The 26,246-nt window shown below is 73.1% G+C and carries 19 protein-coding genes; 14 read left to right on the top strand and 5 right to left on the bottom strand.

The features are described 5' to 3' along the window. Positions 1-13: 13 nt before the first annotated feature. Complete coding sequence (locus E7Z53_RS12500) at positions 14-1,153, bottom strand: DNA polymerase III subunit delta' (RefSeq protein ID WP_109222196.1); 1,140 nt, start codon at positions 1,151-1,153, stop codon at positions 14-16. Then, the gene (tmk, locus tag E7Z53_RS12495; RefSeq protein WP_109222195.1) at positions 1,150-1,869 is read right to left on the bottom strand and encodes a dTMP kinase; all 720 of its coding nucleotides are present in this window, start codon (positions 1,867-1,869) and stop codon (positions 1,150-1,152) included. The genes E7Z53_RS12500 and tmk overlap by 4 nt, the downstream gene beginning before the upstream one ends. A gap of 81 nt (positions 1,870-1,950) precedes the next feature. Here tmk and E7Z53_RS12490 point away from each other — a divergent pair, with 81 nt between their 5' ends. From E7Z53_RS12490 to E7Z53_RS12480, 3 genes are all read left to right on the top strand, one after another. Then, on the top strand, positions 1,951-3,120 hold the full coding sequence (locus E7Z53_RS12490; protein WP_109222194.1) for a trans-sulfuration enzyme family protein: 1,170 nt from the start codon (positions 1,951-1,953) through the stop codon (positions 3,118-3,120). Positions 3,121-3,130: 10 nt separating this feature from the next. Then, positions 3,131-3,445 (top strand): DUF2516 family protein, encoded by a 315-nt coding sequence (locus E7Z53_RS12485; protein WP_229587767.1) that lies wholly within the window; start codon positions 3,131-3,133, stop codon positions 3,443-3,445. A gap of 90 nt (positions 3,446-3,535) precedes the next feature. Further along, on the top strand, positions 3,536-4,294 hold the full coding sequence (locus E7Z53_RS12480) for a phosphoglyceromutase (RefSeq protein WP_017831968.1): 759 nt from the start codon (positions 3,536-3,538) through the stop codon (positions 4,292-4,294). Between the two features lie 104 nt (positions 4,295-4,398). On the opposite strand, the gene phoU is transcribed toward E7Z53_RS12480, so the two are convergent. After that, a complete protein-coding gene (phoU, locus tag E7Z53_RS12475; RefSeq protein WP_017831967.1) occupies positions 4,399-5,097 on the bottom strand; it encodes a phosphate signaling complex protein PhoU in 699 nt (232 codons plus the stop codon). Positions 5,098-5,317: 220 nt separating this feature from the next. Here phoU and E7Z53_RS12470 point away from each other — a divergent pair, with 220 nt between their 5' ends. Together E7Z53_RS12470 and E7Z53_RS12465 are read left to right on the top strand one after the other, a co-directional pair. Further along, positions 5,318-6,586 carry a sensor histidine kinase gene (locus tag E7Z53_RS12470; protein WP_176337903.1) on the top strand — a complete coding sequence of 423 codons (1,269 nt, stop codon included), beginning with the start codon at positions 5,318-5,320 and terminating at the stop codon, positions 6,584-6,586. Further along, positions 6,583-7,263 carry a response regulator transcription factor gene (locus tag E7Z53_RS12465; protein ID WP_017831965.1) on the top strand — a complete coding sequence of 227 codons (681 nt, stop codon included), beginning with the start codon at positions 6,583-6,585 and terminating at the stop codon, positions 7,261-7,263. Before E7Z53_RS12470 ends, E7Z53_RS12465 begins: the two co-directional genes overlap by 4 nt. Positions 7,264-7,359: 96 nt before the next feature. Here E7Z53_RS12465 and E7Z53_RS12460 read toward each other — a convergent pair whose 3' ends face one another. Beyond that, positions 7,360-7,911, bottom strand: coding sequence for a hypothetical protein (locus tag E7Z53_RS12460; protein ID WP_017831964.1), 552 nt, complete (start codon positions 7,909-7,911; stop codon positions 7,360-7,362). 155 nt (positions 7,912-8,066) lie between these two features. Here E7Z53_RS12460 and E7Z53_RS12455 point away from each other — a divergent pair, with 155 nt between their 5' ends. From E7Z53_RS12455 to glgX, 6 genes are read left to right on the top strand one after another with little or no spacing between them, the layout of a single operon-like run. Next, positions 8,067-8,549, top strand: coding sequence for a CarD family transcriptional regulator (locus E7Z53_RS12455; RefSeq protein ID WP_017831963.1), 483 nt, complete (start codon positions 8,067-8,069; stop codon positions 8,547-8,549). 7 nt (positions 8,550-8,556) lie between these two features. Next, positions 8,557-9,387: a 2-C-methyl-D-erythritol 4-phosphate cytidylyltransferase gene (gene ispD / locus E7Z53_RS20010; protein WP_369597984.1), complete on the top strand. Its 831-nt coding sequence runs from the start codon at positions 8,557-8,559 to the stop codon at positions 9,385-9,387. Positions 9,388-9,390: 3 nt separating this feature from the next. Continuing rightward, positions 9,391-9,882 carry a 2-C-methyl-D-erythritol 2,4-cyclodiphosphate synthase gene (gene ispF / locus E7Z53_RS20005; RefSeq protein ID WP_017831961.1) on the top strand — a complete coding sequence of 164 codons (492 nt, stop codon included), beginning with the start codon at positions 9,391-9,393 and terminating at the stop codon, positions 9,880-9,882. Between the two features lie 35 nt (positions 9,883-9,917). Then, entirely contained in the window at positions 9,918-11,348 is a 1,431-nt protein-coding gene (gene cysS / locus E7Z53_RS12445) for a cysteine--tRNA ligase (RefSeq protein ID WP_035926168.1), read from the top strand. 35 nt (positions 11,349-11,383) lie between these two features. Next, positions 11,384-12,361, top strand: coding sequence for a 23S rRNA (guanosine(2251)-2'-O)-methyltransferase RlmB (gene rlmB, locus E7Z53_RS12440; protein WP_095650907.1), 978 nt, complete (start codon positions 11,384-11,386; stop codon positions 12,359-12,361). Beyond that, the gene (glgX, locus tag E7Z53_RS12435) at positions 12,348-14,567 is read left to right on the top strand and encodes a glycogen debranching protein GlgX (protein WP_035926171.1); all 2,220 of its coding nucleotides are present in this window, start codon (positions 12,348-12,350) and stop codon (positions 14,565-14,567) included. The genes rlmB and glgX overlap by 14 nt, the downstream gene beginning before the upstream one ends. A 165-nt stretch (positions 14,568-14,732) precedes the next feature. On the opposite strand, the gene glgP is transcribed toward glgX, so the two are convergent. After that, a complete protein-coding gene (gene glgP / locus E7Z53_RS12430) occupies positions 14,733-17,330 on the bottom strand; it encodes an alpha-glucan family phosphorylase (RefSeq protein ID WP_176337902.1) in 2,598 nt (865 codons plus the stop codon). A 157-nt stretch (positions 17,331-17,487) separates the two neighbouring features. Here glgP and E7Z53_RS12425 point away from each other — a divergent pair, with 157 nt between their 5' ends. From E7Z53_RS12425 to glgB, 3 genes are all read left to right on the top strand, one after another. Then, positions 17,488-19,941, top strand: a complete 2,454-nt coding sequence (locus E7Z53_RS12425; RefSeq protein ID WP_369597983.1) for an alpha-1,4-glucan--maltose-1-phosphate maltosyltransferase — start codon at positions 17,488-17,490, stop codon at positions 19,939-19,941. A gap of 109 nt (positions 19,942-20,050) precedes the next feature. Further along, positions 20,051-21,817 carry a maltose alpha-D-glucosyltransferase gene (treS, locus tag E7Z53_RS12420; RefSeq protein ID WP_017831955.1) on the top strand — a complete coding sequence of 589 codons (1,767 nt, stop codon included), beginning with the start codon at positions 20,051-20,053 and terminating at the stop codon, positions 21,815-21,817. Between the two features lie 53 nt (positions 21,818-21,870). After that, positions 21,871-25,809 (top strand): 1,4-alpha-glucan branching protein GlgB, encoded by a 3,939-nt coding sequence (gene glgB, locus E7Z53_RS12415; protein WP_035926180.1) that lies wholly within the window; start codon positions 21,871-21,873, stop codon positions 25,807-25,809. The last annotated feature ends 437 nt before the right edge of the window (positions 25,810-26,246 follow it).

Below are 26,246 nucleotides of genomic sequence, written 5' to 3'. Positions count from 1 at the left end.
AGTCGGGGGCGGGTCAGAGCAGGGAGACGGCCATGGCCTCGAAGGCCAGCTGCGCGCTGACGTTGGTGCGGATCCGGTCCCGGGTCCGGCTGATCACGTCGATGCGGTGCAGCGTCCGCTCGGGGGTCGAGTTGGACGCGTGGTCCCGCAGCTGCTGGGCCAGGTGCTCGTTGACCAGGGCGGAGCCCGTGCGCAGCTGGAGGGTCAGGACGTCGCGGTAGAAGGTGGTGAGGTCGATGAGGAAGCGGTCGAGGGTGTCCGTCTGGATCCGCCGGGACCGGCGCTTCTGGTCGGCCTCGAGCCGGTTGAGGGCGCCGCGGATGGCCGGCGGCACCCGTCCGGACTCCGGCGCGCCCAGGGCCACGAGCAGCTGCTTGCGCTCCGCCTCGTTGCGGGACTCGGCGTCCGCCTGGGACTCCTCCACGGCGATCTTGTGCAGCCGGTCCGCGGCGCGCACGGCGTCCGGCACCCCGGAGAGCTTCAGCGGCATGGACACGACCTCCTGCCGCCGGGTGCGGGCGTCGTCGTAGAGGGCGAGCCGCTTCGCGATCCCCACGTGGGACTGCGCCAGCCGGGCGCTCTCCTCCGCGCGCTGCCGGGGCACCCCGTGCCGGCGGATCAGCAGCTCGGCCACGTCCGCCACGGCGGGCACCTTCAGCGTGGCCGGGCGGCAGCGGGAGCGGATGGTCACGAGCACGTCCATCGGGCTCGGGGCGCACAGCAGCCAGATGGTGTTGGGCGGGGGCTCCTCGATGGCCTTGAGCATCACGTTCGAGGTGCGCTCCGCCATGCGGTCGGCGTCCTCGACCACCATGACGCGCCAGCGGCCCACCGAGGGCCGGTCCTGGGCGCGGACCACGAGCTCGCGGGCCTCCTCGATGGTGATCTGCGGGTTCTCCGTGACGAAGTGGGTGAGGTCCGCGTGCGAGCTGGCCAGGACCGTGCGGCACGCGTGGCACTGCCCGCACCCGCGCTCGACGGGGTCCTCCTGCTCGCACAGCAGGGCCGCGGCGAACGCGAGCGCCGCGTTGGAGCGCCCCGAGCCGGGCGGACCGGTGAACAGCCAGGCGTGGGTGGGCCGGTCCTCCTGGGCGGCGCGCCGCAGCTGCGCCACCACGGCGTCCTGGCCCAGCAGCTGGTCCCACACGCTCACGCGCTCACCTCCGCGGCCCGGGCGGAGCGGGCGAGCCCGGTGAGGCGCTCGCGCACGGCGGCCGAGAGCTCCCCTGCCGGCCGGGTGGCGTCGAGCACCAGGTAGCGCTCCGGAGCCCGGCCGGCGAGCTCGAGGAACGCCGCCCGGTTCGCGTCGTGGAAGGCGTCGGGCTCTGTCTCCAGGCGGTCGCCCGCGGTGCCGTCCCGGGCCTCCCGGCGGGTCCGTCCCGTGCCGGCCGGGACGTCGAGCAGCACGGTGAGGTCCGGGACGAGCCCGGCCGTGGCCCACGCGTTGAGCTCCGCGACGCGGTCCAGGCCGAGGCCGCGCCCGGCGCCCTGGTAGGCGGCGGAGGAGTCGGCGAAGCGGTCGCAGACCACGGTCCGGCCGGCGGCGAGCGCGGGGCGGATGAGCTGGGCGACGTGGGCGGCGCGGGCCGCGGCGAAGAGCAGGGCCTCGGCGCGGGCGTCGACGGGCCCGTGCGCCGGGTCCAGCACGAGCTCGCGCACCCTCTCGCCCAGCGGGGTCCCCCCGGGCTCCCGGGTGCGCAGGGTGTCGTGCCCCTCGGCGCGCAGGGCGTCCACGAGCAGGCCGACCTGGGTGGACTTCCCGGCGCCGTCCCCGCCCTCGAACACCACGAAGAGCCCGCGCCCGGACGGCGCGGGGGAGGACGCCGCGGCGGAGGCGGGCGGCGGGGCGGGGGTCGGTCGGGAGGTCACGGTCCCAGCCTATCCACCCGCGCGGACAGCGCCGCCGGTGCGCGCGCGGCTGGGGACGCCGCGGGCCGATAGCCTGGGGCCATGACTGCGCGCCCCGAGACCCCGCCCGCCCACGGCTCCGCCGACCTCCGCCCGGACACCGTGCTGGTCGCGGGCGGGCGGCCCGCACCGGAGCACGACGCGCCGGTCGGCCCGTCCATCGTCCTCACCTCCACCTACCGGGGCTCCGCCGGGCTCGACGCCGAGGACCGCACCTACGGGCGGTTCAGCAACCCCACGTGGGAGGACCTCGAGGACGTGCTGGCGCGGCTCGAGCGGGCGGAGCTCCCCGCACTGGCCTACGCCTCGGGACTGGCCGCCGTCGCGTCGGTGCTCTCGCTCGTCCCGGCGGGCGGCCGCCTGGTGCTGCCCCGGCACAGCTACCAGGGCTCCCTGGCCCTGGCCGCGGACCTCGAGGCCCGCGGGCTGCTCACCGTGCGGACCGTGGACGTCACGGACACCGAGGACGTGGTGGCCGCGCTCGACGCCGCCGACCTGCTCTGGCTCGAGAGCCCCACCAACCCCATGCTGGAGGTCGCCGACCTCCCCGCGCTGCTCGCGGCGGCCCGCGAGCGCGGCGTGCTCACGTGCGTGGACAACACCTTCGCCACCCCGCTGCTGCAGCGACCGCTCGAGCACGGCGCCGACATCGTGGTGCACTCCGTGACCAAGTACCTGGCGGGGCACTCCGACGTCGTCCTGGGGGCCGCCGTCACCTCCGACCCTGCCCTGCGGACCCGGCTGAAGGGGCACCGCTCCCTGCACGGCGCGGTCCCGGGCCCGTTCGAGGCGTGGCTCGCGCTGCGGGGGATGCGCACCCTGGCGGTGCGGGTCGAACGCTCCGCGGCCACCGCCGGAGAGCTCGCCCGCCGCCTCCAGCAGCACCCGGCCGTGCGCGAGGTCCGCTACCCGGGCCTGCCCGGGGACCCCGGGCACGCCCGTGCCGCCGCGCAGATGGACGGCTTCGGCTCGATCGTGGCGATCGTGCCCGCGGGGGACGTCGCCGCCGTCGAGGCGGCCGTGGACGCCCTGCGCGTGTGGACCCCCGCGACCTCGCTCGGCGGGGTGGAGTCGCTGATCGAGCGGCGGCGGCGGCACCACGAGGAGCCGCCCAGCGTCCCGGAGACGCTGCTGCGCCTGTCGGTGGGCATCGAGAACGTCGAGGACCTCTGGGAGGACCTCGACCGCGTCCTGTGCGCGATCGACCGGTAGGCTGGGCGGCGTGGACATTCCCTGGGTCTTCTTACTCGTGCGCTTCATCGACATCGCGCTGGCACTGGTCGTCGCCGGTCTGGCCGTGTGGGCCTTCGTGGACTGCCTGACCAAGGCGCCGGTGCAGTTCCAGCGCGCCTTCAAGCGCACGAAGGGCTTCTGGCTCGCGCTCACGGGCGGCTCCCTCGCGTTCACGGTCTTCACGCTGATGCTGCTGCGGCCCAGCCTGTTCGTCCTGCTCATCGCGGGCACGGCCGTGGGGGTCTACCTGGCCGACGTCCGCCCGGCCGTGGGCCTGGAGTCCAAGGGCCCCAACAACTGGTGACCGCCGGGCGCGCGGCGCCCGGCCCCGCGACACGGGGCGCCCGTGACGCCGGCTTGTCCCGCGCCGCCGCCCGGGTGGAAGAATGGCCCCATGGCTACCGAATCAGCACCGCACAAGCTCGTCCTGCTCCGGCACGGACAGTCCGACTGGAACGAGAAGAACCTGTTCACCGGGTGGGTGGACGTGGACCTGACCGAGAAGGGGCGGGAGGAGGCCGTCCGCGGCGGTGAGCTGCTCGTCGAGAAGGGGATCGCCCCGGACGTCCTGCACACCTCGCTCCTGCGCCGGGCCATCACCACCGCCCACCTCGCGCTGGACCGGGCGGACCGGCACTGGATCCCCGTGAAGCGGTCGTGGCGGCTCAACGAGCGCCACTACGGTGCGCTGCAGGGCAAGGACAAGACCCAGGTCCGCGACGAGTACGGCGACGAGCAGTTCATGACCTGGCGCCGCTCCTACGACGTCCCGCCGCCCGAGCTGGAGGACTCGTCCGAGTTCTCGCAGGCCGGCGACCCCCGCTACGCGGACGTGCCGGACGCGCCCCGCACCGAGTGCCTCAAGGACGTCCTGGACCGCTTCATGCCGTACTGGGAGCAGGAGATCGTCCCCGATCTGCAGGCCGGCCGGACCGTCATCGTCGCGGCCCACGGCAACTCCCTGCGCGCCCTGGTGAAGCACCTCGACGGCATCTCGGACGAGGACATCGCGGCGCTGAACATCCCCACGGGCATCCCGCTCTACTACGAGCTCGACGAGAACCTCCGCCCGCTCGTGGCCGGCGGCGAGTACCTCGACCCCGAGGCCGCCGCGAGCTCGATCCAGGCGGTCGCCAACCAGGGCAAGAAGTAGCCCCGGCGGGCTCCCGCCCACGGACAGGGGCCGGGTCCACCGTGCTGGTGGACCCGGCCCCTGTCCGTGCCCGGGCGCGGCTCGGCCGGCGCCCGGGCGGGGTCTCACTCGCCCCCGTCGCGGCCCACGTGGCCGTGGCCGGTGGGGCGGTCGGAGCTCGCCGGGACCCAGTCCCCGGTCACCAGGTAGGAGACCTTGCGGGTCACCGAGACCCCGTGGTCCCCGATGCGCTCGAGGTACCGGGAGCACAGGGTGACGTCCACGGCGGTGGGCACCGACGAGTCCCAGCTCGGCGCGGCGAGCGCGTCGAAGACGGACTGGTGCAGCTGGTTGACCTCGCCCTTGAGCGAGTAGATGTCGTCGGCGAGGGAGAGGTCCCGGGTCTGGAGCACCTGGATGACCCGGTCCAGGATCTGCAGGTCGAGGTCGAACATCCGGGTGAACGTCTCCACGAGCGGCTCGGGGATGACCGGCTCGGGATAGCGGATGCGCACCGCCTGGGCCAGGTGCCGGGCGAGGTCGCCGGCACGCTCCAGGGAGGCGCTCATCCGCAGCGCGCCCACGATCATCCGCAGGTCCGAGGCCACGGGGCTCTGCAGCGCGAGGATGTCGATCGAGCGCTCGTCGAGGTCGTTCTGCAGGAAGTCGATCCGGGCGTCGTTGGAGATGACCTCCTCGGCGAGCTGGATGTCCGCGTCGAGGAGCGCGTCCTTGGCGCGGGCGAGGGCCTCGCGCACCAGGGTCGCGATCTGGATGAGCTCCTCGCCGACCTGGTGGAGTTCTGCCTGGAAAACCTTGCGCACGGATGCGTCCTTTCGAGATGCGGCGGCGTCCGCGGCAGCCGCGGCCGGGGTGCGGCGCGGAGCGGGACGGATGACGTGGGGGCCGGGTGCGAGCACACCCGCCGCCACCGTCACAGCCAGGAGTGAACTTTCGCTCATCTTAGGATGAACGTTGGTTGAACCTGTAGCTCGTGACGCCCGGCACGGGGTCCCCGCGCCCCCGAGTGCCTAAGCTGGTTCCGTGAGTCCAACTGCCATCGCCGTCGCCGCGGGTCTGCTCGGCTTCGCCCTCGGGGTGAGCGGTCTGATCGCCCTCCGGGTGAGCGGACGGGGCCGCCGCGCCCGCGCCGACGTCCAGGAGCCCACGCTGCCCGACGGCACCGCGGACGTGCTCGCGGTGATCGGCCGCGCCTACGTGGTGGTGGACGGGGTCGACGGCGTGGTGCGCGCCTCCCCGGCCGCCTACGCCTTCGGACTGGTCCGCGGGCACACCGTGGTGCACGAGCAGATGCTCGAGATGATCCGCCGGGCCCGGCGCAGCGGCGTGATCGAGGAGCGGCGGGTCGAGCTGTCCCGCGGACCGTTCCAGACGGGCGCGGTGGTGCTCGACGTCCGGGTGGCCCCCATCGCGGAGGAGTACATCCTGCTGCTCGCCGACGACCAGACGGAGATCGTCCGGGCGCAGTCGATCCGCAACGACTTCGTCGCCAACGTCTCGCACGAGCTGAAGACCCCCGTGGGGGCGATCGGGCTGCTCGCCGAGGCGATCGAGGACGCGGCCGAGGACGAGGAGGCCGTGCGCCGCTTCGCCCAGCGCCTGCACAAGGAGTCAGCCCGGCTGACCGCCCTCGTCCAGGACATCATCGAGCTCTCCCGCCTGCAGGGCGCGGACGTGGTCACCGAGGGCCGGCCCGTGGACCTCAACCGGGTGATCGCCGACGCCGTGGACCGCAACCGGTTCCCGGCCGAGAACAAGGGCATCGAGATCGCGGTGGGCGGGCGCGTCACCCGGCCCGTGTTCGGCGACCCCGACCTGCTCGTCACCGCGCTGCGCAACCTCATCGACAACGCGGTGCACTACTCCCCGGAGGGCACCCGCGTGGGCGTCGGCTTCCGGGAGCGGGACGGGATGGCCCAGATCTCGGTGACCGACCAGGGCCCGGGCATCCCCGAGGACGAGCAGGACCGGATCTTCGAGCGCTTCTACCGCGTGGACGCGGCCCGCTCCCGCCGGACGGGCGGCACCGGGCTCGGACTGAGCATCGTCAAGCACGTCATGTCCCAGCACGGCGGCGAGGCCACCCTGTGGTCGCAGCCGGGCCGCGGCTCCACGTTCACCCTCAGCATCCCCCAGATCGAGGGCGCCGACGACCCCGGGGGGACCGCGCAGCCCGCCCCCGGCGCGACCGCCCGCCCGGTGCCGCAGCAGGCACCACCCCGCCCAGACGCATCGACCCCACGGCCCGCCGCCCCCGCGGCGCGCGCCGGGAGCACGGAGGACCGACAGTGACCCGCATCCTGATCGTCGAGGACGAGGAGTCCCTCAGCGACCCGCTCTCCTACCTGCTGGGGAAGGAGGGGTTCGAGGTGGCGGTCGTCGACAACGGCGTGGACGCCGTGGCCGAGTTCGACCGGTCCGGCGCCGACCTGATGCTGCTGGACCTCATGCTCCCCGGGCTGTCCGGCACCGAGGTGTGCCGCCAGGTGCGGCAGCGCTCCTCCGTGCCGATCATCATGCTCACGGCCAAGGACGCCGAGATCGACAAGGTGGTCGGGCTCGAGCTCGGCGCCGACGACTACGTCACCAAGCCCTACTCGTCCCGGGAGCTCGTGGCCCGGATCCGCGCGGTCCTGCGCCGGCAGGGGGAGCCCGAGGAGCTCGTCTCGGCGACCGTGCAGGCCGGCCCCGTGCGGATGGACATCGAACGGCACGTGGTCAGCGTGCACGGGGAGCGGGTGGCCATGCCGCTCAAGGAGTTCGAGCTGCTGGAGATGCTGCTGCGCAACGCCGGGCGCGTGCTGACCCGCGGGCAGCTCATCGACCGGGTCTGGGGCTCGGACTACGTGGGGGACACCAAGACCCTCGACGTCCACGTCAAGCGCCTGCGCGCCAAGATCGAGCCCGATCCCTCCGCCCCGCGGCACCTCGTGACGGTGCGGGGCCTCGGCTACAAGTTCGAGGGCTGAGCCGGCGGCGCCGCAGACGGAGGAGCCCGCAGACGGAAGGGCCCGGAACCCCGAGGGGTTCCGGGCCCTTCCGCTCGTGCGCGCCGGTGGGAGTCGTCAGTGGCCGCTCTCCTGGCCCACCATCTCCTCGACGGGCACGGGCGTGTTGGAGGGGTTCGCCGGGGTGCTCGGCGCGCCGCCGGGGATGAACTCGGCGTAGCGGGAGAAGGTGTGGTCCAGGACCGGGACCCGCTCGGTGAGGGACTCGCCGCCGGCGGTGAACTCGGTCTCGACCATGAGACCCGGCTCGGCGCCGGCACGGTCCACGGTCACGACCGGGTCGTCCTGGTCGAGGTCCACGGTGCCGCCGGCGGGGATCTGCACCTCGGCGGTGGCGCCGTCGACGTCCATCGACAGCGTGACGTCCTGGTCGCCGTCGTTCACCAGGGTGCCCAGCACGCGACCCTCCTGGTCGGCGCCGGTGGCCACGATCAGCACGTTGGCCAGCTTGACGTCCCCGACCTGCTCCACGATGCCGTCCGCGGCCGAGTACACCATGGTCGTGGCCGGCGGGTTGATGTAGGCGCATCCGGCGGTGGTCAGCAGGGCGGCCGCGGCGGCGGCACTCAGGCCTGCGCGACGCAGCTTCTGGCGGGCGGCGATCTTCACGGCGCGTACTCCTCGGGAGCTCAGGACGATGTCCCGACCAGCTTATCCGTTTGCCGACGGATCGTCCGCATCGACGGGCCCCCGGTCCCCGCCCGCCCCGGATCGGCGAATCCTACACCGTGTTAGAATGGAAGTTCTGAAAGGGGTATTTCCATATGGTTTTTGAGGTTGGCGAGACGGTTGTCTACCCGCACCACGGCGCGGCGACCATCGAGGAGATCAAGACCCGCACCGTCAAGGGCGAAGAGAAGATGTATCTCAAGCTCAAGGTGACCCAGGGGGATCTGGTGATCGAGGTACCCGCGGAGAACGTCGACCTGGTGGGCGTGCGCGACGTCGTCGACGAGGACGGGCTCAAGAAGGTCATCTCGGTCCTGCAGGCGAAGGACACCGAGGAGGCCAGCAACTGGTCCCGGCGCTACAAGGCCAACCTCGAGAAGCTCGCCTCCGGCGACGTGCTCAAGGTCGCCGAGGTCGTGCGCGACCTCTGGCGCCGCGACCGCGACCGCGGGCTCTCGGCGGGGGAGAAGCGGATGCTGACGAAGGCCCGCCAGATCCTCACCTCCGAGCTTGCGCTCGCCAAGAAGATCGACGAGGAAGAGGCCGAGAAGCGCCTCGACGACATCCTGGCGTCCTGACCGACCCGTGAGCGGGAACGCACCACGGTCCACCACGGCGAACCCGCCCTCCCCGGAGGGCGGGTTCGCCGTCGTCGTCGTGGCGGCGGGCTCCGGCACACGACTCGGGCACGGCATCCCCAAGGCCCTGGTGGCCCTCGGCGGCCGCCCCCTCCTGGAGCACGCGCTGCGGGGCATCCGGTGCGCCGGGCTGACCGGGCCCGTGCTGGTGACCGTCCCGGCCGGGGACGTCGAGCTCTCCGCGACCGCCCGGGCGCACGGCGCGCGACCCGTGACCGGCGGCGCCTCCCGCGCGGAGTCCGTGCGCGAGGCGCTGACCGAGCTCGCGCGGTCCGAGCCCGCCTGCACCGCGGTGCTCGTCCACGACGCCGCCCGCTGCCTCACCCCGCCCGAGGTCTTCCGCACCGTCGTGGACCGGCTGCGCGCCGGGGAGCGCGCCGTGGTCCCCGTGCTGCCTGTGGCGGACACGATGCGCCGGGTGGACGACGCCGGACGGTCGCTCGGCACCGTGGACCGCACGGTGCTGCGCGCGGTCCAGACCCCGCAGGGCTTCGACCTCGCCCTGCTCCGGTCGGTGCACCGCGCCGCCGCGGAGGCCGGGACGGACCCCGGGTCCGTCACCGACGACGCCTCCCTCGTGGAGGCGCACGCCCCGGGGACCACCGTGCTGACGGTGCCCGGCCACGAGCACGCCTTCAAGATCACCCGCCCGCTCGACCTGGTGCTGGCCGAGGCCGTCCTGCGCGGCCGCGCACCGGGCACGGACGCGGCGGTGCCCGTCACCGCCGCTCCTACCCCCGGCCCTCACCCCGATCTGCTCGACCCCGAGGAGCCCTGACCCGTGATCCTGCCCCGCACCGGCATCGCCGTCGACGTCCACGCCTTCGGGCCCGAGGGCACCCCGCTGTGGGTCGCGGGCCTCGAGTGGCCGGGGGAGCGCGGTCTCGCCGGGCACTCGGACGGGGACGTCGTGGCCCACGCCGCCGCCGACGCCCTGTTCTCGGCCTCCGGCACGGGCGACCTGGGCGCCAACTTCGGCGTGGACCGCCCCGAGCTGGAGGGCGCGTCCGGGGTGCGGATCCTCACGGAGGCGGCCCGCATCGTGCGGGAGGCCGGCTTCGAGATCGGCAACGTGGCCGTGCAGCTGATCGGGAACCGGCCGCGGTTCGCGCCGCGACGGGCCGAGGCCGAGGCCGTGCTCACTGCCGCGGCCGGCGCGCCCGTCACGGTCAGCGCCACGACCTCCGACCGGCTCGGGCTCACGGGCCGCGGGGAGGGCCTCGCGGCCGTGGCCACCGCGCTGGTCGTGCCCGCGGACGCGCGCCGGGCCTGACCGGGGCGCCACCGCCCGCCCTTATGATGGGCCGTGTGACTCTGCGCTTCTACGACACCGCCACCGCGACCGTGCGGGACTTCGCGCCCGCCCACCCCGGCGAGGCCCGTCTGTACTACTGCGGCGCCACCGTCCAGGGCATGCCGCACATCGGCCACGTCCGCTCGGCCCTGGTCTTCGACCAGCTCGCCCGGTGGCTCGCCCACCGCGGCTACCGGGTCACCACCGTGCGCAACGTCACCGACATCGACGACAAGATCCTCGCGAACTCGGCCGCGTCCTTCGCCCCCGACTACGCCGGCGACCACCCCCGCGAGCCGTGGTGGGCGCTGGCCTACCGGTTCGAGCAGGCGTTCAACGCCGCCTACGACGCCATCGGCGTCGGCCGGCCCACCTACGAGCCGCGCGCCACGGGCCACGTCCCCGAGATGCACGCCCTGATCCGCACCCTCGTCGACGCCGGGCACGCCTACCCGGCGCCGGACGGCTCCGGGGACGTCTACTTCGACGTCCGCTCCTGGGAGCGCTACGGCGAGCTCACCCACCAATCGGTCGACGACATGCAGGACGCCCCCGACGCCGACCCCCGCGGCAAGCGGGACCCCCGCGACTTCGCCCTGTGGAAGGGGCACAAGGCGGGCGAGCCCGAGACCGCCCGCTGGGACTCGCCCTGGGGCGCCGGCCGGCCCGGCTGGCACCTCGAGTGCTCGGCCATGGCCGCGAAGTACCTCGGCGAGCACTTCGACATCCACGGCGGCGGACTGGACCTGCGCTTCCCCCACCACGAGAACGAGCTGGCCCAGTCGGCGGCGGCCGGGCAGCGGTTCGCGACGCTCTGGCTGCACAACGGGCTGGTCACCTACGCGGGCGAGAAGATGTCCAAGTCGATCGGCAACACCGTCTCCCCGGCGGAGATGCTCGCCGAGGCCCGGCCGCTGGCCGTGCGCTACTACCTCGGCCAGGCCCACTACCGCTCCGTGCTGGACTACCGGCCCACCTCCCTCGCCGAGGCCACGGCCGCGGTCGAACGGGTCGAGTCGTTCCTGCGCGCGGCCCTGGAGGCCGGCGCCGACCTCGACGGGGCGGCCGGGGACGTGCCGCCGGCCTTCGGCGACGCCATGGACGACGACCTCAACGTGCCCCAAGCCCTCGCCGTCCTGCACGAGACCGTCCGCGCCGGCAACTCCGCGCTCGCCGACGGCCTGGACGCCGCCGCGCCCGCCCGGGCGGTGCGCGCCATGACCGACGTCCTCGGCCTGACCGCGCTCATGGACCTCGGGGACGCCGCCGGGAACGCCGCCGAGCACGCGGCCCTCGACGCCCTCGTGCGCTCGCTGCTGGCTCAGCGCGACCAGGCCCGCGCCGCCAAGGACTGGGCCCGGGCCGACGCCCTCCGGGACGAGCTCGCCGCCGCCGGCGTCGCGGTGCGCGACGCCGCCGGCGGATCCACCTGGTCCGTGGCCTGACCGGGCCGCACCACACCGACCGAACAGAGGAACCCATGCCAACCCCCAAGCAACGTCCCGGCGCGATCCGCAAGAACAAGAAGGGCCCGCTGGTCGGCACCGGCGGCCACGGACGCAAGGCCCTCGAGGGCCGGGGCCCCACCCCCAAGGCCGAGGACCGCCCGTACCACAAGGCGCACAAGATGAAGAAGGCCGCCGACCGGCGGCAGGGCCAGGGCGGCCGCTCCCCGGCCCGCACCCGCGGCAAGGTCCAGGAGGACCTCGTCACCGGGCGGAACTCCGTGGTCGAGGCGCTGCGCGCGGACATCCCCGCCAAGGCCCTGTACGCGGCGAGCAAGATCGACGTCGACGACCGCGTGCGCGAGATCCTGCAGCTCTGCGCCGAACGCGGGATCACGATCCTCGAGGCCTCCAAGGGCGAGCTCGACCGGCTCACCAGCGACGCCGTGCACCAGGGCGTGGCCCTGCAGGTGCCGGCCTACGAGTACCAGGACGCCGTGGAGGCGGCCCGGAAGTTCATGACCCAGTGGGAGAAGCGGCACATCCGCCGCCCCCCGCTGATGGTCGCCCTCGACGGGATCACCGACCCCCGCAACCTCGGCGCCATCATCCGCAGCGTCTCCGCGTTCTCCGGCAACGCCGTGATCGTGCCCGAGCGCCGGTCCGTGGGCGTCACGGCCTCCGCCTGGAAGACCAGCGCCGGCGCCGCGGCCCGCGTGCCCGTCACCAAGGCGGCCAACCTCAACCGCACCCTCGAGGAGCTCAAGGCCATGGGCTACTTCGTGGTCGGCCTCGACGGCGGCGGCGACGTCGAGCTGCCCGGCCTCGAGCTGGCCACCGAGCCGCTCGTCATCGTGGTCGGCTCGGAGGGCAAGGGCCTGTCCCGGCTGGTCACCGAGAACTGCGACCAGGTCGTCTCCATCCCCATCGACTCCACGATGGAGTCGCTCAACGCCTCGATGGCCGTGGGTATCACCCTGTACGAGGTGTCGCGACGCCGTGCTGGTTCCTGAGCCCCGGCGGCAGGACACCGGTCGGCCGTACGTCTCCCACCCCTACCCCCTCGGGGTCCACCCCTCTCCCGAGCGCGACGGTAGCGCGAACGTGGCGGTCTACGCCCCGGGGATCCCCGACCTGGACATCGTCTTCCGGCTGCCCGGCGGCCGCTGGCAGCGGCGGCGGCTCACCGGCCGCACCGGCGGCGTGCACCACGGGACGATCCCGCCGGCCGAGCAGCAGCGGCTCTCGGAGACGGGCTTCGACTACCTGCGGCACCGGGACGAGGCCCCGGCCCTGCCCGCCGGCACGGAGTACGGGTTCGTGCCCGCCGACTCGCCGGTCGCCTCCCACCACCGCTCCCCGGACCCGGCCGCCCAGCAGATCCTGCTCGACCCCTACGGCAAGGGGCTGCGCCGCGTCGCCCCGCCGCCCGGCGTCGTCGATCCCGGCCCCGACGCCTACGGGGGCCGCTACGTCTCCGTGGTCGTCCAGCAGGACTTCGACTGGGACGAGGACCGCCGCCCGGCCACCCCGTGGCGGGACACCGTCGTCTACGAGGCGCACGTCAAGGGCCTGACCGCCCTGCACCCGGACGTCCCGGAGGAGCTGCGGGGCACGTACGCCGGGCTCGCGCACCCCGCGATGACCGGGTACCTCACGTCCCTGGGCGTCACGGCCGTCGAGCTCCTGCCGGTGCACGCCCACCTGGACGAGCCGCACCTCACGTCCCTCGGGCTGAGCAACTACTGGGGCTACAACACCCTGGGCTTCTTCGCCCCGCACGCCGGCTACGCGACCGAGGCCGCCCGCGCCCGGGGGCCGCAGGGCGTGCTGGACGAGTTCAAGGCGATGGTCCGGGAGCTGCACCGCGCCGGGCTCGAGGTCTACCTCGACGTCGTCTACAACCACACGGCGGAGGCCGGCCAGGAGGAGCCCGCCTACTGCTGGCGGGGACTCGGCGACGAGGCCTACTACCGCCACGGCGAGGACGGCCGCTACGTGGACGTCACGGGGTGCGGCAACTCCGTGAACTTCGGCAACCCGCGGGTGGTGCAGATGGCGCTGGACTCCCTGCGCTACTGGGTGGAGCGCTGCCACGTGGACGGCTTCCGCTTCGACCTCGCCCCCGAGCTGGCCCGGGACGAGCGCCACCGCTTCACCCGCAACCACCCCTTCCTCGTGGCCGTCGGCGCGGACCCCGCCCTGTTCGGGACGAAGCTCATCGCCGAGCCCTGGGACGTGGGCATGGGCGGCTGGCAGACCGGTCACTTCCCCGAGGGGTGGGCCGACTGGAACGACCGCTTCCGGGACACCGTCCGCGACTTCTGGCTCACCGGCCCGCGCAGCATGAGCCTGGGCGGGGACGGGGGCAACGCCGCCCGGCTCGCCGGGGCGCTCGCCGGCTCCTCGGACATGTTCGCCGCGTCCGGGCGCAGCGCCCTGGCGTCCGTGAACTTCGTGACCGCCCACGACGGCTTCACCCTGGCGGACCTCGTCTCCTACGACAACAAGCACAACCAGGACAACCTGGAGAAGAACCGGGACGGGACCAACGACAACCACTCGTGGAACCACGGGGTGGAGGGCCCGGCGCGCGACGTGCGGATCCGGGCCGACCGGGCCCAGACCATGCGCAACGTCATGGCCACCCTGCTCTTCTCCCAGGGCGTGCCCATGATCACGGCCGGGGACGAGTTCGGCCGCACCCAGCGCGGCAACAACAACGCCTACTGCCAGGACAACGAGCTGTCCTGGGTGGACTGGCGGCTCACGCCGGCGGACCGCGCCATGCTCGCGGCCACCCGATCCCTGATCGGCGTGCGCGGGGAGTTCCTGGCCGGACAGCCGTCCCACTTCCCGACGCGCCCCGACGAGGTGATGATGCACTGGTTCGGCCCCGACGGGTCGGCCATGACCGCCGCCGGCTGGCAGACCCCCGGGGCCCGGACCATCCAGGTGCTGATCGGGTCCCGCGGCGGCCGGGTGGCGGGGCTCATGGTGATCAACGGCGCGAGCGCCGACATGGCGATCACCTTCCCGAACCTCGCGGAGCTCCTGCGGCCGGACGAGCAGGGGCACCCCCTCGCGAAGGCCGACGGCGTCTACTCCCTGGTGCACAGCACGGCCTCCGTGCTGCACGGACGCTACGGGACGCGCTACCGGGCGGGCCAGGCGCAGGGCGTGCCCGCCGGCTCGGTGACGCTCTTCCGGGTGCTCTGAGCACCCGGGTGCGCTGAGGGGCCCGGTGCGCCGAGCTTTCCGGTGCGCCGAGCTTTCCGGTGCGCCGAGCTTTCCGGTGCGCCGAGCTGCGGCGGCCCGCGCGCAGGAGGGGCCGCACCCGTGGATCACGGGTGCGGCCCCTCCTGCGCGCCGCGCGGCGGCTGCTCAGGCGTTGGTCACCAGTCCCAGCTCGGCCTTGTCGGCGAGCTCGGGGTGGGCGGGCAGCAACCGGACGGTGTAGCCGAACGGGCCCGAGCGGTCCACGGTGATCGTGCCGCAGAACTTGTGCCGCCCCCCGCCGAGGTCGCCGACGGGGCTCAGGCCCGCGTACTTGCGCTCGTGGATGTGGTCCGTCTCCGAGACCCGGCCGTACCCGATCTCCGCGCACACGTCCTCCGGGCTCAGCGAGCCGAGGGACACGTAGGCGCACACCGTGAGCTCGTCCCCGATCTGGGGCTCCTGGGCCACGCCCTCGGCGTCCACGTGCTCGACCGCCACCTGGCCCCACGCCTGGCGCACGCGCCCGACCCACCGGGACTTCGCCCGGGCGGCCGCGTGGCCGTCCAGCGCCGCCCGGCGGCCCGAGACGGCGGCCGGGACGTAGAGGTGCTGCACGTAGTCCTCGAGCATGCGCTTGGCGGAGACCTGCGGGCCCAGCGTCGCCAGGGTGTGCTTGACCATGGCCAGCCACTGGTGGGGCACGCCGTCGGTGTTCGGGTCCGAGCCCTCCGCCGTCTCGCCGTAGAACCGCGGGGCCACGTGGTTCTCGATGAGCTCGTAGAGGGCGGCGGCCTCGATGTCGTCGCGCTCGTCCGGGTGCGCGCCCTCGTCGGCGGTCGGGATGGCCCAGCCGTTCTGGCCGTCGTACATCTCGTCCCACCAGCCGTCGAGCACCGAGAGGTTCAGCCCGCCGTTGAGGGCGGCCTTCATCCCGGACGTGCCGCACGCCTCGAGCGGGCGCAGCGGGTTGTTCAGCCACACGTCGCAGCCCGGGAAGAGGGTCCGGGCCATCGCGATGTCGTAGTTGGGGAGGAACACGATCCGGTGGCGCACCTCCGGGTCGTCCGTGAAGCGCACGAGGTCCTGGATCAGGCGCTTGCCCTGCTCGTCGGCAGGGTGGGACTTCCCGGCGACCACGAGCTGGACGGGGTGCTCCGGGTCCAGCAGGATCCGCTTGAGCCGCTGCGGGTCCCGCAGCATGAGCGTGAGCCGCTTGTAGGTGGGCACCCGGCGGGCGAAGCCGATCGTGAGCACGCCCGGGTCGAGGACCGAGTCGGTCCAGCCCAGCTCGGCGTCCGCGAGACCGCGCTTCTTCCACGACGCCCGCAGCCGGGCCCGGACGTCCTCCACCAGGCGGGTGCGCAGCTCCCGGCGGACGGCCCACAGCTCGGCGTCGTCGGCGCCGTAGATCCGGCGCCACCGCGCGGCCCGGTTCAGGTCCGAGCCCATCGGGTCGAGGGCCAGCTCCGCCATGCGCGGATCGATCCAGGTCATGACGTGCACGCCGTTGGTGATCGAGCCGATCGGCACCTCGTCGGCGTCGAAGCCCGGCCACAGCCCCTGGAACATGCCCCGGGAGACCACGCCGTGCAGCTTGGCCACCCCGTTGGCCCGCTGCGCCAGGCGCAGGCCCATGACCGCCATGTTGAACTTGGCGGGGTCGCCGCCGTCGTAGTCCTCGGCGCCCAGGGACAGGACCTTGGCCGTGGGCACGGACGGGGCGAGACCCGCGTTGAGGAAGTGCTCGATCTGCGCCTGCTCGAACCGGTCGATGCCCGCGGGCACCGGGGTGTGGGTCGTGAACACGGTGGCCGAGCGCACCGCGGTCAGGGCCTCGTCCCACGTCATCGGCTCGGTCCCGTCCGCCGGGTCCATGAGCTCCGCGATCCGCTCGACGCCCAGGAACCCGGCGTGGCCCTCGTTGCAGTGGAAGACCTCCGGGGCGGGCGCCCCGGTCAGCCGGGAGAAGGCCCGCAGCGCCCGGATCCCGCCCATCCCGAGGAGCAGCTCCTGCTGGAGCCGGTGGTCGCCGCCGCCGCCGTAGAGGCGGTCCGTGACGTTGCGGGCGTGGTCGTCGTTGTCCGGGATGTCGGAGTCGAGCAGCAGCAGGGGGACGCGGCCGACGTCGGCCCGCCAGACGTGGGCGGACAGGGAGCGGCCGTTGGGCAGGGGCAGGGTGATCCGGACCGGGTTCCCGTCCTCCTCCCGCAGCAGCGTCAGGGGCATGCCGTCCGGGTCGAGGACAGGGTAGGACTCCTGCTGCCACGCGTCGCGGGACAGGGACTGCTTGAAGTAGCCGTGCTGGTAGAACAGGCCGACGCCCACCACCGGCACGCCGAGGTCCGAGGCGCTCTTGAGGTGGTCGCCGGCGAGGATCCCCAGCCCGCCCGAGTACTGGGGGAGCACGGAGGTGACACCGTACTCGGCGGAGAAGTAGGCGATGGACCGCGGGGCGTCCTCCGCCTGCGTCTTCTGGTACCACAGGTCGTCGGTGAGGTAGCGCTCGAGATCGGCGTCCAGCTCCTCGATCCGGCGCACCGTGGCCGGGTCCTGGGCGATCTGCTGGATCTCCTCCCGGGTGAGGGAGCCGAGGAGCTTGACGGGGTCCCCGTGGACCGCGTCCCAGGCCTGCGGGTTCAGCTCGGCGAACAGCTGTTCGGTGGGCCGGTGCCAGGACCAGCGGAGGTTCCTCGCGAGTCGGCTCAGAGGGGCGATGGACTCCGGCAGCACGGTGCGCACGGTGAATCTACGGATTGCCTTCACGCCGTCAGACTACCGGTGCGGCGGCGCCGGACGGCGGTGCCGCCGCCCATCCGTCCCCCGGCGCGCCGCACCGCCCGACCGGGGCCGTGACACTGGGACGGCGACACCGTCCCACGGTTCGACAGCGGGCTTAACGATCGCCGGGTTTGTCGCTAACGTGGTCCAGGTGAGCCAAGCCAACACGCCGCCCCCGTCCGACCCGGCCTCGAGCCCGGCCGGCGCGCCCGCCCCCGACCCCTCGACGACGACGCCCGCCCTTCCCGGTGCCGGGACCGGTGCCGCCGCGGCGCCGGCCGAGCAGCCCGCGAAGAAGGCACCGGCGCGGCGCAGAGCGTCCACCGCCCGGAAGGCCCCGGAGCCCGAGGTCACGGCGCCCGTGGCCGACGAGCCCGGCATCGCCGTCGTCCCCGCGGCGGAGCCCAAGCCGCGTGCCAAGCGGACGTCCACGGCCAGGACGGCCGCGGCGAAGTCAGCCGCAGGGACGCCTGCGGCCAAGGCCGCCGGCACGAGGACGGCCACCGCCAAGAAGGCCACCACGCCGCGGAAGTCGACGACCACGCGCCGGAAGGCCGCCGGCTCGGCGTTCTCCCGCGAGGACCTGGTCTACGGCCGGATCCCGGTCGTCGGCGTGAGCCCCGTGGTCGAGGACGGCCGCTTCCCGGCGAAGGCCGTGCCGGGCGAGTCGATCCGCGTGGGCGCCACCGTGTTCCGTGAGGGCCACGACGCCCTGGGCGTGACCGCGGTGCTCTACGACCCGCAGGGCGCGGAGGCCGAGCGCGTGCCGATGCGCCTCACCACCCCCGGCACCGACCGCTACGAGGCGTGGCTGACGCCGTCGTCCGAGGGCGCCTGGACCTTCGCCGTGGAGGGCTGGGGCGACCTGTTCGAGACGTGGCGCCACGCCGCGGAGATCAAGGTGGGGGTCGGCCAGGACGTCGACCTCATGATGGCCGAGGGTGTCGTGCTCTTCGACCGCGCCGCCGCGGAGCCGGGCCGCCCGGACTCCGACGCCGAGCTGTTCCGCGCGGTCTCCCGCACGCTCGGCAACGGGGAGCTGCCCGCCGAGCACCGGCTCGAGGCCGGCACCTCCGCCGAGGTCCTGGCCGTGGTCGCCGAGCGGCCGCTGCGGGACCTCGTGACCGAGAGCCGCCGCTACCCGCTGAAGGTCGAGCGCGCCGCCGCCGGCCGCGGGTCCTGGTACGAGTTCTTCCCCCGCTCCGAGGGCGCCGTCTTCGACGCCGAGTCCGGCACGTGGGCCTCCGGCACCTTCCGGACCGCCGCCGAAAGCCTCGACCGTGTCGCGGCCATGGGCTTCGACGTCATCTACCTGCCCCCGATCCACCCGATCGGCACGGCGCACCGCAAGGGCCCGAACAACACCCTGGTGGCCGGTCCGCAGGACCCGGGGTCCCCGTGGGCCATCGGCGCCCCCGAAGGCGGGCACGACGCGATCCACCCGGACCTCGGCTCGTTCGAGGACTTCGACGGCTTCGTGGCCCGCGCCGGGGACCTGGGCCTCGAGGTGGCCCTGGACCTCGCTCTGCAGGCCTCCCCGGACCACCCGTGGGTCACCGCGCACCCGGAGTGGTTCACGACCCGCGCCGACGGCTCCATCGCGTACGCGGAGAACCCGCCGAAGAAGTACCAGGACATCTACCCGATCAACTTCGACAACGACCCCGAGGGCCTGTCCCTCGAGGTGCTGCGGATCGTGGAGCTGTGGATCTCCCACGGGGTGAAGATCTTCCGGGTCGACAACCCGCACACCAAGCCCCTGTGGTTCTGGGAGTGGCTGATCGGCACCGTCAACGCCAAGCACCCCGACGTCGTGTTCCTGGCCGAGGCGTTCACCCGCCCGGCCATGATGCAGGGCCTCGCCCGGGTCGGCTTCCAGCAGTCCTACTCGTACTTCACCTGGCGCAACACCAAGAAGGAGATCGAGGAGTACCTCGAGGAGATCAGCCACGAGACCTCGGCGGTGTACCGGCCGAACTTCTTCGTCAACACCCCCGACATCCTCACCGAGTACCTGCAGTTCGGCGGGCCCGCGGCCTTCAAGATCCGTGCCGTCCTGGCCGCCACTGGCTCGCCCCTCTGGGGCGTCTACGCCGGCTACGAGCTCTACGAGCACGTGGCCCGGGCCGGCGCCGAGGAGTACGTCGACAACGAGAAGTACGAGTACCGGCCCCGTGACTTCGCCGGCGCCGAGGAGCGCGGCGAGTCCCTCGCCCCGTACCTCACGCGGCTCAACGAGATCCGGCGCCGGCACGCCGCGTTCGGCGACCTGCAGAACCTGACGGTGCAGTCCACGTCCGACGACGCCCTGGTCGCCTTCTCGAGGACGAAGACCGTCCGGCACGGGGGCTCGAGCTACAAGGACACGGTGATCGTGGTCGTGAACGTGGACCCGCACGCGACCCGGGAGGGCACCGTGTGGCTGGACCTGGAGACCCTGGACCTGGACGACGCGGACTTCAACGAGGACGGCAGCTTCTGGGTGGACGACCTGCTCAGCGGGAACTCCTGGAAGTGGGGCACGCACAACTACGTGCGCCTGGACCCGCACTACGACCCCGCGCACGTCCTGCACGTCCGCCGCAACGTCAAGTAGGGGCTCGACCGCACCCCGTCGGGGCCCTCCCGGGCGACGTCCCCGGGAGGGCCCCCTCCGCAAGCTCCGATGGCCTCCGACCCACCTGTCCGAAAGGCGGCACCCCCGCATGAGCATCTCGCCGTACTCGCTCAACGCCCCCGGCATCTCCCACGACCCCGACTGGTTCCGCAAAGCGGTGTTCTACGAGGTGCTCGTCCGGGCGTTCTCCGACGCCAACGGTGACGGCTCCGGCGACTTCTCCGGCCTGATCGACAAGCTCGACTACCTGCAGTGGCTCGGCATCGACTGCCTCTGGCTGCCGCCGTTCTTCGAGTCCCCGCTGCGCGACGGCGGCTACGACATCTCGGACTACTACTCGGTGCTCGACGAGTTCGGCACGATCAGCGACTTCAAGCGCCTCGTGGCCGAGGCGCACGCCCGCGGCCTGCGGGTGATCATCGACCTCCCGCTCAACCACACGAGCGACCAGCACCCGTGGTTCCAGGCCTCCCGCGAGGACCCCGAGGGGCCCTACGGCGACTTCTACGTCTGGTCGGACACGGACGAGCTGTACCAGGACGCCCGGATCATCTTCGTGGACACCGAGGAGTCGAACTGGACGTTCGACCCGATCCGCCGGCAGTTCTTCTGGCACCGTTTCTTCTCCCACCAGCCGGACCTCAACTTCGAGAACCCCGCCGTGGTGGAGGCCGTCCACGACGTGGTGAAGTTCTGGCTCGACATGGGCATCGACGGCTTCCGGGCCGACGCGATCCCGTACCTGATCGAGGAGGAGGGGACCAACTGCGAGAACCTCCCCGGCACCCACGACTTCCTGGTCGAGCTGCGGCGCATGATCGACGACCAGTACCCGGGGCGCGTGGTGATCGCCGAGGCGAACCAGATGCCGCACGAGGTGGTGGAGTACTTCGGGAGCGAGCAGGACCCCGAGTGCCACATGTGCTTCCACTTCCCGATCATGCCGCGGATCTTCTACGCGCTGCGGGACCAGAAGGCCGCCCCGATCGTGGAGACCATGCGGGAGACGCCGGACATCCCGCGCGGCACCCAGTGGGGCACGTTCCTGCGCAACCACGACGAGCTGACCCTCGAGATGGTGACCACCGAGGAGCGCCAGGCGATGCTCGGCTGGTACGCCCCCGACTCGCGCATGCGCGCCAACGTGGGCATCCGCCGCCGCCTGGCCCCCCTGCTGGACAACTCGCGGGCCGAGATCGAGCTGATCCACGCCCTGCTCCTGTCCCTGCCGGGCAGCCCGTTCCTGTACTACGGGGACGAGATCGGGATGGGCGACAACATCTGGCTCGACGACCGCGACGCGTCCCGCACCCCCATGCAGTGGACCCCGGACCGCAACGCCGGGTTCTCCAAGGCGGACCCGGGCAAGCTGTACCTGCCCGTGGTGCAGTCGCTGGTCTACCACTACAACCAGGTCAACGTGGAGGCGCAGCTGGCGTCGTCGTCGTCCCTGCTGCACTGGATGCGCCAGATGCTCGCGGTGCGCAAGGCGCACCCGGCGTTCGGCCTCGGCTCGTACGTCGGCGTGGAGACGGACCACGACTCCGTGCTCGCGTTCCTGCGCGTGCTCCCCGACGAGGAGGCCGACGACGGGCGCGGCGAGACCGTCCTGTGCCTGTTCAACCTCGCGCACACCCCGGCGTGCGCCCGGATCCGGCTCCCCCAGTTCGCGGGCCGCGGGCTGCGCGAGCTCTTCGGCGGCGACCTGTTCGGCGAGGTGGACGAGGCCGGGGAGTACCGCATCACCCTCGGCAGCCAGGACTTCTTCTGGCTGCGCCTCCGGGCCGCTCCCCGCGACGACGGCACGTCCCCCCAGACCACGGCCATGCCGATCATCACCGCCACCAAGTCCTGAGCGCGTCCGTGCGTCCGGCCACCTCCTCGCCCGTCCCGGAAGGACCCGATCCCATGACCGACCAGCACCCCCACGAGCTCCTCGACCTCCTGCGCCGGTGGCTGCCGCGGCAGCGGTGGTTCCCCTTCGCGGACGGCGGTGCGGGCACGGAGCTGCGGGTCGTCGCCCAGCTGGCCCTCCCGGACCAGGAGGGCGCCGGCGCCCGGCTCCTGCTGGTCGAGGCCTCCGAGGGGGCGCGCACCGAGCTGCTCCAGGTGCCGCTGAGCTTCCGCGCCGCGCCCCTGGAGGGCGCCGAGCGCTTCCTCGTCGGCGAGCTGGCGCCCGCCGCGGCCGAGGACGCCGGGACGGGCGTCCCGGCGGAGGAGACCGCCACCCCGCGCCGGGCCGCGCGCTTCCTCCGGGACCGGGCCGCCCGCGCCGGCCGTGCCGTGGCCCACCGCACCGGGCTGCCGCTGCCCGGTGCGGAGGACGCCGTGGCCGGCCCCTGGGTCTACGACGGGGTCGGCGACCCGGCGTTCGTCGGGCCGGTCCTGGGGCTCATGCAGCGCGCGGAGCAGCTCAGCTCGGGCCCGCTGGGGCTGACCGTGACGGGCGCGCACGCCGACGTGCTGCGCGTCCCCTACGCGGTCGAGACGCCCGCGCAGGTCCGCGTGATCTCGAGCGAGCAGTCGAACTCCTCGGTGATCCTCACCCCGCCCGCGGGCCGGGCGGACGCCGACGCCGTGATCGTGAAGTTCTTCCGCGTGCTGGGGGAGGGCGACAACCCGGACGTGGAGGTGGGTCGCGAGCTCACCGCGCTCGGCTGCCCCGCGGTGCCGAGCACCTTCGGGTGGCTCGACGCCCGTTGGCGCACCGGGCTGAGCACCGTGCAGGGCCAGCTGGCCGTGGCCACCGAGTTCCTCGCCGGCTCCGCCGACGCGTGGGGCCGGGCCGTCGAGGCCGCGGAGCAGGGCACGGACTTCACCGAGGAGGCCCGCGAACTGGGCCGCACCACCGCGCGCGTGCACCGCGACCTGGGCCGCGCGTTCGGCGCGGACGTCCCCGACGACGCCGCCCGCGCCCGCCTCCTGAACGACCTCGGCGGACGCCTGCGCTGGGCCCGCACGGAGACCGGCTCCCTGTTCTCGGAGCACTCGGCCGCCCTCGACCAGCTGATCACCTCCCTCGGTGACGTGCCGGAGCTGCCCCCGCTGCAGCGCATCCACGGCGACTACCACCTGGGCCAGGTCCTGCAGACCGAGGACGGGCAGTTCAAGGTGCTCGACTTCGAGGGGGAGCCCCTGCGCGCCATCGAGGAGCGCACCCGGCCGGACGTCGCCCTGCGCGACGTGGTCGGCATGCTGCGCTCCTTAGACTACGCCGCCGCCTTCGGCGCCCGTGCCGGCGCGGCGGACGCCGAGGCGTGGGGCCGGCGCGCCGGCGACGCGTTCCTGGCGGGCTACGAGCAGGGCGCCGGGCACCCGGTGGACCGCGGTTCCCCGCTGTTCCAGGCGCTGTGGCTGGACAAGGCCCTGTACGAGGTCGTCTACGAGCAGCGCAACCGCCCCGACTGGGTGGACGTCCCGGCAGCGGCGGTTCGCCGTTCACTGGAGAGCCTCCGGTCGCGTAGCGTGAACCCTGATACCGCCGGTGCGGACCCCGCCCCCGGCACCGACCACGACGACGACAGCTCCCGCTCCGCGCGGCTCATCCCTGCGGCAGCGGGAACGGAAATCGAGGACGCAGTGAGCGCCAGCACTCCGCAGGACCGATCCGACCCCGTCCAGAAGTCCCGCGCCGTCCCGGCCGGCCACGACGTGGCCCCTGCGGGACCGGTGCACGTGGCCGAGCACGTGCTGGCCGCCGTGTCCGAGGGCCGCCACCACGACCCGCACAGCGTCCTGGGCGCGCACCTGAACCCGGACGGCAGCGTCACCGTGCGCACGCTGCGCCGGTTCGCGACCGCGGTCGCGGTCGTGACGCAGGACGGCACCTTCGAGCTCGAGCACGAGTGGGGCGGCATCTTCACGGGCGTGGTCCCCGCGCACGAGCCGGGCCGGATCCCCGACTACCGCGTGGACGTGACCTACCGGGACCTGGAGCCGCAGCGGCTGGACGACCCGTACCGCTTCGGGCCGACCCTCGGCGAGCTGGACCTCCACCTCATCGGCGAGGGCCGCCACGAGACGCTGTGGACCGTTCTCGGCGCGCACGTGCGCCGCTACCCCTCCGCGATGGGCGACATCACCGGCGTGGCCTTCGCCGTGTGGGCGCCCAACGCCCAGGCGGTGCGGGTCATCGGCGACTTCAACGGCTGGGACGGCAGCGAGCACGCCATGCGCTCCCTCGGCTCCTCGGGCGTGTGGGAGATCTTCGTCCCGGGCCTGGGCTCCGGCGCCACCTACAAGTTCCGCATCCTCGGCCGGGACGGCGGCTGGCGCGAGAAGGCGGACCCCATGGCCTTCGGCACCGAGGTGCCGCCGTCCACCGCGTCCCGCGTCTTCGAGTCCGACTACGAGTTCCAGGACGACGCCTGGATGGCGCGCCGGGCGGCGACCGATCCGCACAACGCGCCCATGAGCGTCTACGAGCTGCACATCGGCTCGTGGCGCAAGGGCCTCGGCTACAAGGACCTCGCGAAGGAGCTCGTCGAGTACCTCACCTGGCAGGGCTTCACCCACGTGGAGTTCATGCCCGTGGCCGAGCACCCGTTCGGCGGGTCCTGGGGCTACCAGGTGACGTCCTACTACGCGCCGTCCTCCCGCTTCGGCAGCCCGGACGAGTTCCGCTACCTCGTGGACAAGCTGCACCAGGCCGGCATCGGCGTGATCGTGGACTGGGTCCCGGGCCACTTCCCGAAGGACGAGTGGGCACTGGCCCGCTTCGACGGCGAGCCCCTGTACGAGCACGCCGACCCCCGCCGCGGCGAGCACAAGGACTGGGGGACGCTGATCCCCGACTACGGCCGCAACGAGGTCCGGAACTTCCTGGTGGCCAACGCCTCCTACTGGCTCGAGGAGTTCCACGTGGACGGCCTGCGCGTGGACGCGGTCGCATCCATGCTCTACCTGGACTACTCGCGCAACGAGGGGGAGTGGGAGCCCAACGTCTTCGGCGGCCGCGAGAACCTCGAGGCGATCGCGTTCCTCAAGGAGGCCAACGCCACCGCGTACAAGCGCACCCCGGGGATCGTCATGATCGCCGAGGAGTCGACGTCCTACCCGGGCGTGACCCGGCCGACCGACGCCGACGGGCTGGGCTTCGGGCTCAAGTGGAACATGGGGTGGATGAACGACACCCTCGAGTACATGGCGGAGGACCCGGTCAACCGGTACTACCACCACAACAAGCTCACGTTCTCGCTGGTCTACGCGTTCTCGGAGAACTTCCTGCTCCCGATCTCCCACGACGAGGTCGTCTACGGCAAGGGCTCCCTCCTGCGCAAGATGCCGGGCGACCGGTGGCAGCAGCTCGCCAACGTCCGCGCCTACCTGGCGTTCATGTGGGCCCACCCCGGCAAGCAGCTGATCTTCATGGGCACGGAGTACGCCCAGGAGTCCGAGTGGTCCCAGGAGCACGGCCTCGACTGGTGGCTCTCGGAGACCCCGCCGCACAAGGGCGTCCAGGAGCTGGTCCGCACCCTCAACGGGATCTACCGGGAGACCCCCGCGCTGTACGAGCGGGACAACAACCCCGCGGGGTTCGAGTGGATCGACGCGGCCGACGCCGGGCGCAACACGCTGTCCTTCACACGCTGGGACGAGCAGGGCAACCCGCTCGTGTGCGTGGCCAACTTCGCCGGCAACCCGCACGAGAACTTCCGGCTGGGCCTCCCGTGGGCGGGGGAGTGGGTCGAGGCGCTCAACACGGACTCCGAGCTCTTCGGCGGTTCGGGCGTGGGCAACCTCGGCAAGGTCACCGCCACCGAGGGCGCCCACAACGGTAACCCCGCCTCGGTCGAGCTGACCGTCCCGCCGCTCGCCGTCCTGTACCTCAAGCCGGCCGAGCACTGAGCCGGCCCCGGCCGTTCCCGCGGGAGCCGGCCGGAGTCACGGGAAGGGCCCGGATCCTCGGATCCGGGCCCTTCCGCCGTCCCGGGAGCGGGACGGAGGGCGCCCGGAGAAACCGCCGGCGGGCGGCGGCGGCGGGTCCGGGAGGCCGGTTTGCACGGGCCGCGGAAACCGAGTAACTTCATCCAAGTCGTCGCGGCGAGGAACTCCTCCGGGAGATCCACGGGGCGGCATCCCCCACCGAACGGTCCCGACCGAGCAGCCAGCGAGTTGCACGGGAGCGGAAGAGTGTTAGGATGGGAGATTGTGAGCTTCGCCGGAAGGCGGCGCCGTCACGATCAGGTAACCAAGAGTTCACCTGAGATTGACCGGGGTCGACCGGAAGGGCTAAGGTTGCAGAGCACTCCGGCAGCAAGGTGTCAAGCGAGACACGGCTGATC

This window comes from Kocuria salina, assembly GCF_013368965.1.
GTDB lineage: Bacteria > Actinomycetota > Actinomycetes > Actinomycetales > Micrococcaceae > Kocuria > Kocuria rosea.
This window is presented reverse-complemented; position numbering and strand designations above follow the sequence as displayed.